Origin of the sequence: Thermoflexus sp., from assembly GCF_025055495.1 — a bacterium.
Classification (GTDB): domain Bacteria; phylum Chloroflexota; class Anaerolineae; order Thermoflexales; family Thermoflexaceae; genus Thermoflexus.
In genome coordinates this window covers 1-7,359 of sequence record NZ_JANWXB010000118.1, presented here as the reverse complement: position 1 = coordinate 7,359, position 7,359 = coordinate 1, and the positions used below count along the sequence as shown (strand labels likewise).

The window sequence follows — 7,359 nt, the reverse complement described above, 5'->3', positions numbered from 1 at the left end:
GCCCCCCCCCCCCCCCCCCCAACTATTGTTTCACCCCCCCCCCCCGCGGCCCTGGGGGCGGTGGGGTGGGGTTTTAAGGGGGGGTGGGGCCATCGCCTTCCGGACTCGCTTTGGTTCCTCAGATCCCTAGTTTATAACTGGACAAAGCAGTAGCGAAACACCACCGGATTTTGGAATACTTCCCGGGGATGTGGACCGCCAGGGGCGGCCCACATCCCCGGGAAAACTTCTGGTTAGGATCATCTCCACCTGCAGGAGGCTTCGATGATGCCCACCACGCGAGGCGCTGCCACCACCTGGCCCCAGTGGGTCGCCCTGGGTCTATACGGGCTTGCTCTGACCATGACCTCTAATGTTGTTGATCCCCCCTGGTTAAGCCAGAAGGCCAGCGAACTGGCCGGCCCGGGCTGGCAGAACACCCTTCTGGGGAGTGTGGCCTTCATCGGCCTGATCTGGGCCGCCCTCGTCCAGCCGATCTTCGGGGCCTGGAGCGATCGGATCCGTAGCCCCTGGGGGCGCCGTAAGCCGTTCCTCTGGCTGGGCAGCCTGCTCCTAGCCCTCGCCCTGGCCCTCCTGGTTGCCGCCCCCTCTGTGCCATTGCTCATCCTGGCTCTGCTCCTGACCCAGACCTTCTCCAACATGGTGCAGGCCGCCTACCAGGGATTGATCCCGGATCATGTGCCGGAGCATCAGCGGGGCCGGGCTTCCGGGATTAAGGGGTTTATGGAAATCCCGGCGGTGGTGATCGGCCCGCTGATCGCCGGCTACTTCCTGGGCCGGGGACAGATCTGGGGACCCTATCCGGTGTTGCTGATGGTCTACCTCCTGGTCGGACTGATCACGGCGGTTGCTGTTCCCTCTCAAGCCCTGGCGGAACCGCCTGCTCGTCGCCCCACGTGGATCTATCAAGTGGAATGGGACCGCGCCCCTACGTTTGCGTTCTGGCTGGCGCATCGCCTGATGTTTTGGTGGGCTCTGCTCACCCTGCGCACCTTCCTGATCTTCTTCTTCCGGGATACGATGGGCCTGACCATAGAACAGGCCCAGGCCCTCAACGGGACCCTTTCTGCGATCCTGGGGGCGATGATCCTGCTGCTGATGGTGCCTTCCGGAGCGCTGGCGGATCGCTGGGGCCCGCGGCCGTTGCTGTGGGGCGCGGGGATCATGGCGGGCCTGGGGACCTTCGGCTTCCTCAGCGTCTCCCGGCTCTATGGACGGCCGGAGCTTCCCATGCTGGTGGCCGCAGCATTGATCATCGGGGTGGGGGTGGCCCTGTTCGTAGCCGCCAGTTGGACCTGGATCACCCGCATTGTCCCATCCGATGAAGCGGCTCGTTATCTGGGGCTGGGGAACATCGCCACCGCCGTCGGCAGCGCCATCGCCCGCCTGAGCGGCCCGGCGATCGACGCGCTGAACCGGGCGACCGGCAGCCTGCTGGGTTACGATGTGATCTACAGCTTGGCCGGCCTGCTGTTCCTGGGCACCCTGCTCCTGGCGCGTCCGCCGGCCTCGGCCGCTAAGCACCCACGAGCCGGCTGACAGATGCCTTGTCTCACCTGCGGGGATAGGGGAAGCGCCCATCCGAAAAGCGAATCGCTCTTCGGCCCTAAGGGGCCCTGGAGAGGGTTGCGCCTCCTTTTCTCCGCCGCTCGAAGGAGAGCGGAGAGGGGAAAATCAATCCCGCCATGGGCCACTTCAGGCGGCGAGTCCGATCCCAGCGCCTCCGGGAGGGAAGCGGGCCAAGCCCCTTCTCCCTAAACCTGCGGGGGAGCTGCGAAGGGAATTCCCAGCGCGCGTTTGCAACTCAGCCAGAGCATGGCCATCAATCGCCTCATTACGCAGACAAGTCTAATGGTAAAATGAGGCGGCAGCGATATCCTCCGCCGAAGACATCGGGAGCGCCTATGCGACTGCGGGAGTGGATGGAAGCGCTTCCCAAACGGCTCAAGCCGCTTCTCCCGCCCGACCTCAGCAGGTTCCGATGGTCTGTCCGACCATGGCTGGTGCAGATCTATTACCGCGACCCGGCCTTCCACTACGAGGTATGGCACCTGGGGGAGCGGCGGGGCCGCATGGAAGTCGGCCTGCATTTTGAGAGCCGGGATCCGGAGTGGAACCAGGCCGCTCTGGAGTGGGTGAGCCGGCATATCTGGGAGATCCGGGATCGTTTGGGACCTTATGTGGAGGCCGAACCCTGGGATCGCGGATGGGCCAAGGTGTTTGAGACCCACCCGCTCCCACCGCTGGATCCGGAAAGCCTGGAGCGCTTCGCCCAGCGTCTGGCGCTCTGGATCCAGACGCTGGAGCCGATCCTCGCTCGTGAAGGGGCAGGCATCCGCTCGAAATAAAAAGATAGAAGTCACGCAGTTGCGCATCCCCTGGGGCCTTTGGGGGCGGCGCCGAAGGCGCCCCGCTCCGCCCCCAAAAATGTTTGGATCCCTTCCCCACCGCGGCCCAAAAGGCTGAGGGGGGAGGGGATCGTTGAAGTCGTCCTGCCCAGCCTGAAAACAAGATTCTCCCTCAGGGATAGTTCAACTGCCTATGAGCCATCTTCCACCTTCTTTTTTTAAGGAACTGAACCCGAGCCAGCAGGCGGCGGTCACCGCCCCGGATGGGCCGATCCTGGTGCTGGCTGGCCCGGGCAGCGGGAAGACGCGGGTGCTGACCTACCGGATCGCCTATCTGCTCACCGTCCGCCGCGTTTCCCCCTTTCACATCCTGGCCGTCACCTTCACCAACAAAGCGGCGGAGGAGATGCGCTCCCGTCTGGAGGCCCTGTTCGGCGAGCAAGCCGCCGAGCTCACTCTAGGGACCTTTCACGCCATCTGCGCCCGCTTCCTGCGGCGGGAGGCCTCGCTCCTGGGCCTGAACCCCCAGTTTGTGATTTACGACGAAGAGGACCAGTTGGAAGCCGTCCGCCAGGCGCTGCGGGATCTGAATCTGGATGAGAAGCGCTACCGGCCCGGGGCGCTGCGGGCGGCCATCTCCCGAGCGAAGAACGAGTTCGTCCGCCCCGATGACTATCCCATTCGCACCTACTTCGATGAGATCGCCGCGCGTGTTTACAGCCGCTATGAGGAGCGCCTGCGCGCTGCCGACGCCCTGGATTTCGATGACCTCCTTCTGCGGGCGGTTGAATTATTTGAAAACCACCCGGAAGCCCTGGCCCGCTATCAGGAACGTTACCGCCATATCCTGGTGGATGAATTCCAGGATACGAACACCGTGCAGTATCTCCTGTTGCGGCAGCTGGCCTCCCGACATCGCAATCTGTTCTGCGTAGGGGATGAGGATCAAAGCATCTACGGCTGGCGCGGAGCGGACTTTCGCAACGTCATCCGCTTCCGGGAGCATTTCCCCGACGCTCGCATCATCATCCTGGAGGAGAACTATCGATCCACCCAAACCATCCTGGAGGCGGCCCAGTCGGTGATCCGTTTCAACACGGAGCGATATAACGAAAAGCGCCTGATCGCCGCCCGGGGGCCCGGTTCCCCGATCGCTGTCTACGAAGCCTTTGATGAGGAGGACGAAGCCGCCTTCGTGGCCCGTCGGGTCCAGGAGCTCATCGAAACCCGCGGGGTTCGACCCCAGGAGATCGCCGTGATGTATCGGACCAACGCCCAATCCCGGGCGCTGGAGGAGGCTTTCGTGCGGGCTGGGCTTCCCTACCGACTGGTGGGCGGCCTTCGCTTCTACCAGCGCCGCGAGATCAAGGACCTGCTGGCTTACCTTCGACTGATCTTGAATCCCCACGATGATCTCAGCCTGACCCGCGTCCTGAACGTGCCCCCCCGAGGGATCGGTTCCGCGACGCTCTCCAAACTGACGGCGTTGGCGCAACGTCAGGGGTCCTCCCTTTTCACCGCCATCGAAGGGATCTCCAGCGGCGCCGTCCGCGTCTCCCTTTCCCACAAGATCCATCATGCGCTGGCCGATTTCGCCGAACGGATTCAGGCCTGGCGGGCGATCCGGGAGGGGATGGGAGTGGCGGAATTGTTGCGACGGATCATCGATGAGATCGGCTACGCGGAATACCTGGAGAGCCTGGAGGAACATGAGCCGGAGATCGGGGGACGGCGCTGGGATAACGTGCTGGAACTGTTGCGGGTTGCTGCTCCCTACCGCCCGGGCGCGTTCGAGGATCCCCTGGCGGCCTTCCTCGGCGAGGCAGCGCTGATCTCCGATGTGGACACCCTGCGGGACGACGTGGAGGCGCCCATCCTGTTAACGCTCCACGCCGCCAAGGGCCTGGAATTCGAGGCCGTGCTCATCACCGGCCTGGAGGAAGGGTTGCTTCCTCACAGCCGCTCCATGGACGACCCAGCCGCTCTGGAGGAGGAGCGGCGCCTGTTCTACGTGGGGATGACCCGGGCCAAAGATCTCCTGGTCCTGACCTACGCCTTCCGTCGCTACGATGAGATCCGCACGCCCTCGCGTTTCCTTCGGGAGATCCCGAAGGAGCTGTTGATGGGCCCGGCCCCTCGATCCCGGCGGGGGACATGGTCGACCCGGGAGTCGCCCCTGCGGGAAACCCCTGGGACTTCCCCTGGGAGCCTGCGTTTCCGCCCCGGCACACGGGTTCACCATCCCCGGTTTGGGGAAGGTCTGGTCCTGGAAAGCCGACGGGTCGGCTCAGACGAAGAGGTGGTGGTGATGTTCGAGGAAGTCGGCCTCAAGCGGCTTCTGGCGGGCTTTGCCAGCCTGCAGATCCTTCCGGATCCGACCCGTTCGTAGGGGCAGGCCCCCGTGCCTGCCCCATCGGGCAGGCCCCTGTGCCTGCCCATATAGGGCAACCCCAGGGGGTTGCCCCTACAAGATGCGCCGCGCGGATTTTTTGTAGGGGCAGGCCCCCGTGCCTGCCCCTACAGGGACGATATGCGACCCCGGCGATAAAAAGCGCACTCGCGCCGCACCGGGCAGAGATCGCAGCGGGGCCGCTGGGCTTTGCAGATCTCCCGGCCGTGACGGATCAGCAACAGGTGGAAAGGAAGGTAGCGCTCCGGCGGAACCAGCCCTTCCATCCAGTCGTGCGCTTTCTCCGCGGACATCCCCTCCGGGATCAGCCCCAGACGCGTTCCCACGCGATGCACGTGGGTGTCCACCGGAAACGCTGGCTTGTCCAGCGAGAACAGGAGCACGATGGCGGCCGTCTTCGGCCCCACCCCATCCAGCCTGCGCAACCAGGCCTTGGCCTCCTCCACCGGCCAGTCTGCCAGGAAGTCCAGGGACAGCTCCCCGCGCTCCTCGGTGATCCGCCGGAGGATCCGCTGGATCCGAGGGGCTTTCTGAGCGGAAAGCCCCGCCGGGCGGATGGCCTCCTGCACCGCCTCCACCGGGGCATCCCGCACCGCCTCCCAGTTGGGGAACCGATCGCGCAATCGCTCGAAAGCCCGCCAGCTGTTCACATCGCTGGTGTTCTGGGAGAGGACGGTCAGGATCAATTCCGAGAGCGGATCCAGCCGCCAGCGGGCTGGGATCCCATAGTATTCCTCCAGCCTGCGGTCGATCCGCTCCGCCTTCCGCCTCAACGCCGCCTGCGGTCGATCCATTGCCTTGTTGCCATAGCCGGGATTTTGCCGGGGCGCGATCAGTGGATGGTCGCATCCTGCGAAAACCTATTCCACCATCACGAGCCCCCAGAGTGGCTGTCGATGGGCTTCTCTGGCCTCGAGTAAGGAAAGAGACGCTTTCACTTATCCCCCAAACCAGGCCCGGAGCCGCTCCGCCTCGAAAGCCCGCTTTTCCTCCAGGTAGCGCGGGGAGGGATCGGTCATCTCGATCTCCGGGGCCGGCTCATTCAGGAATCGACCCCGCACCAGCATCGCTTCGCCCCGGCCCATCTCCAGATAACAGAACCCTTCCCCTCCGAAGGTGGCCTCCGGTTCCCGGCCAGCGAAAGCCGCGGCGATCCGTTCCGCCACCACCTGCCCTTCCGCCTCGGCGAAGACGCCGGCCTTCGGCAACGGCATGCCGTTGGGGAGCAGGATCTCCGTGATATCGCCGATGGCATAGACGCCTGGGAAACGCGTTTCCAGCGTCCGGGGGTTCACCCGCACCCAGGCGCCGCCATCGGTGAGGCCGCTACGGACTACGACTTCCGGGCAGCGATGAGGCGGGATCCCGAGGAGCAGATCGAAGGGCCGCCGCCGTTCCCCGAAGATCACGGCCCCGGCTTCCACCGCGGTGGCTTTATAGTTCGGAAGGAACTCGATGCCGTGCTCCGCCAGGCGGCCCTCCAGCACCGAACACCCCGCCGTGCCCAGGATCGGGAGGGACATGGGCTGAGGGGTGAACACCGACAGACGGGCCCGGATGCCATGGGCCTCGAAGAAGTCCCTCAGCAGGAAGGCCATCTCATAGGGCGCGGGCGGGCACTTATAAGGAGCGCCGAAAATCCCGATCACTACCTGCCCGCCCCGGAAAGCCCGAACGGCCTCCGTCGCCCGGGGGATTTCATTCGGATCGTAAACATTGATGGCGTGTTCCCGGAACCCGGGCACCGCATCTGGATCCAGCTCCGCCCCCAGGGCGATCACCATCGCGTCCCCCTCCAGCCGCTGGCCATCAACCTCCACGGCCCGATTCGCCGGATCGATGGAAGTGATGGTTCCCTGGAGGACACGGATGCCATAACCCTCAAGGGCCTTCAGCGGGCGGCGTCCCTCCTCCAGGGTGCCCCGGCCGATCATCGCCCATGTTTTGCGCAGGCCCAGCATGAAATGGGGGCGCCGCTCGATCAACAGGATTTCATCCTCAGCGGGAAGGCGCTGTCGGAGCGCATGCGCCGTTGCGATCCCGCCGAACCCGCCTCCGAGAATCAACACCCGCCGCATATCTTCCCTCCGAACTTGAGAGGTTTTGAGAGATCAGGAGAACCGGCGTCAGACAACCTGCCTGAGCTAAAGGCGTAACTTCTATCATCCATCATATAACGCAAAAGCTTTAGATCGGAAATCCCCTCGCGCGCCATTGATCCTCGACGGCGGCGGTCACCTCGACCGCCTCATGCTCCAGGCGAACTCCAAGGTAGCGTTGGGAGTGCGAGAAATAATCGCCCAGATAAGCACGGAGGAAGCCCAGCACGCCCTTCTCCCGCCACTGGCGCACGTGAACCAGCTCATGGACCAGCAACAGCAATCCGGGCGGGCGATCGAGGGGCCAGTAAGCCGGATCCATGAAAATATGCCGCCCCAAGGTCACCGCCGCGGGGTCCACGCCAGGAATCGGATCGGGCATCAGACGCAGGATGGCACGGGAGAGCCAGGTTCCGATGTGCAGGCGGGCTCGCTCCAGATCGATTTCGGAAAGCCACGGTCCCGCCAGCTCCTGCAGGAGAGCTCGGGCGGGATCCGGGAT

Annotated in this window: 6 protein-coding genes; 3 read left to right on the top strand and 3 right to left on the bottom strand. The window is 64.5% G+C overall.

Going from position 1 to position 7,359, the window contains the following annotated elements; genetic code table 11:
* Positions 1 to 267: 267 nt before the first annotated feature.
* The 3 genes from NZM16_RS03920 (at position 268) to NZM16_RS03910 (ending at position 4,737) form a co-directional block, all read left to right on the top strand.
* The gene (locus tag NZM16_RS03920; protein WP_295451774.1) at positions 268 to 1,539 is read left to right on the top strand and encodes an MFS transporter; all 1,272 of its coding nucleotides are present in this window, start codon (positions 268 to 270) and stop codon (positions 1,537 to 1,539) included.
* A 365-nt stretch (positions 1,540 to 1,904) separates the two neighbouring features.
* Positions 1,905 to 2,348, top strand: coding sequence for a hypothetical protein (locus NZM16_RS03915; RefSeq protein ID WP_295451771.1), 444 nt, complete (start codon positions 1,905 to 1,907; stop codon positions 2,346 to 2,348).
* Positions 2,349 to 2,541: 193 nt separating this feature from the next.
* Positions 2,542 to 4,737, top strand: coding sequence for an ATP-dependent helicase (locus tag NZM16_RS03910; RefSeq protein WP_295451768.1), 2,196 nt, complete (start codon positions 2,542 to 2,544; stop codon positions 4,735 to 4,737).
* A gap of 128 nt (positions 4,738 to 4,865) precedes the next feature.
* Here the strand turns inward: NZM16_RS03910 and nth are convergent, their stop codons facing one another.
* From nth to NZM16_RS03895, 3 genes are all read right to left on the bottom strand, one after another.
* The gene (gene nth, locus NZM16_RS03905; protein WP_295478705.1) at positions 4,866 to 5,552 is read right to left on the bottom strand and encodes an endonuclease III; all 687 of its coding nucleotides are present in this window, start codon (positions 5,550 to 5,552) and stop codon (positions 4,866 to 4,868) included.
* A gap of 144 nt (positions 5,553 to 5,696) precedes the next feature.
* On the bottom strand, positions 5,697 to 6,836 hold the full coding sequence (locus tag NZM16_RS03900; RefSeq protein ID WP_295478702.1) for an FAD/NAD(P)-binding oxidoreductase: 1,140 nt from the start codon (positions 6,834 to 6,836) through the stop codon (positions 5,697 to 5,699).
* Positions 6,837 to 6,945: 109 nt separating this feature from the next.
* A partial coding sequence (locus NZM16_RS03895) for a DUF4157 domain-containing protein (protein ID WP_295478700.1) occupies positions 6,946 to 7,359 on the bottom strand: 414 nt, incomplete at its 5' end.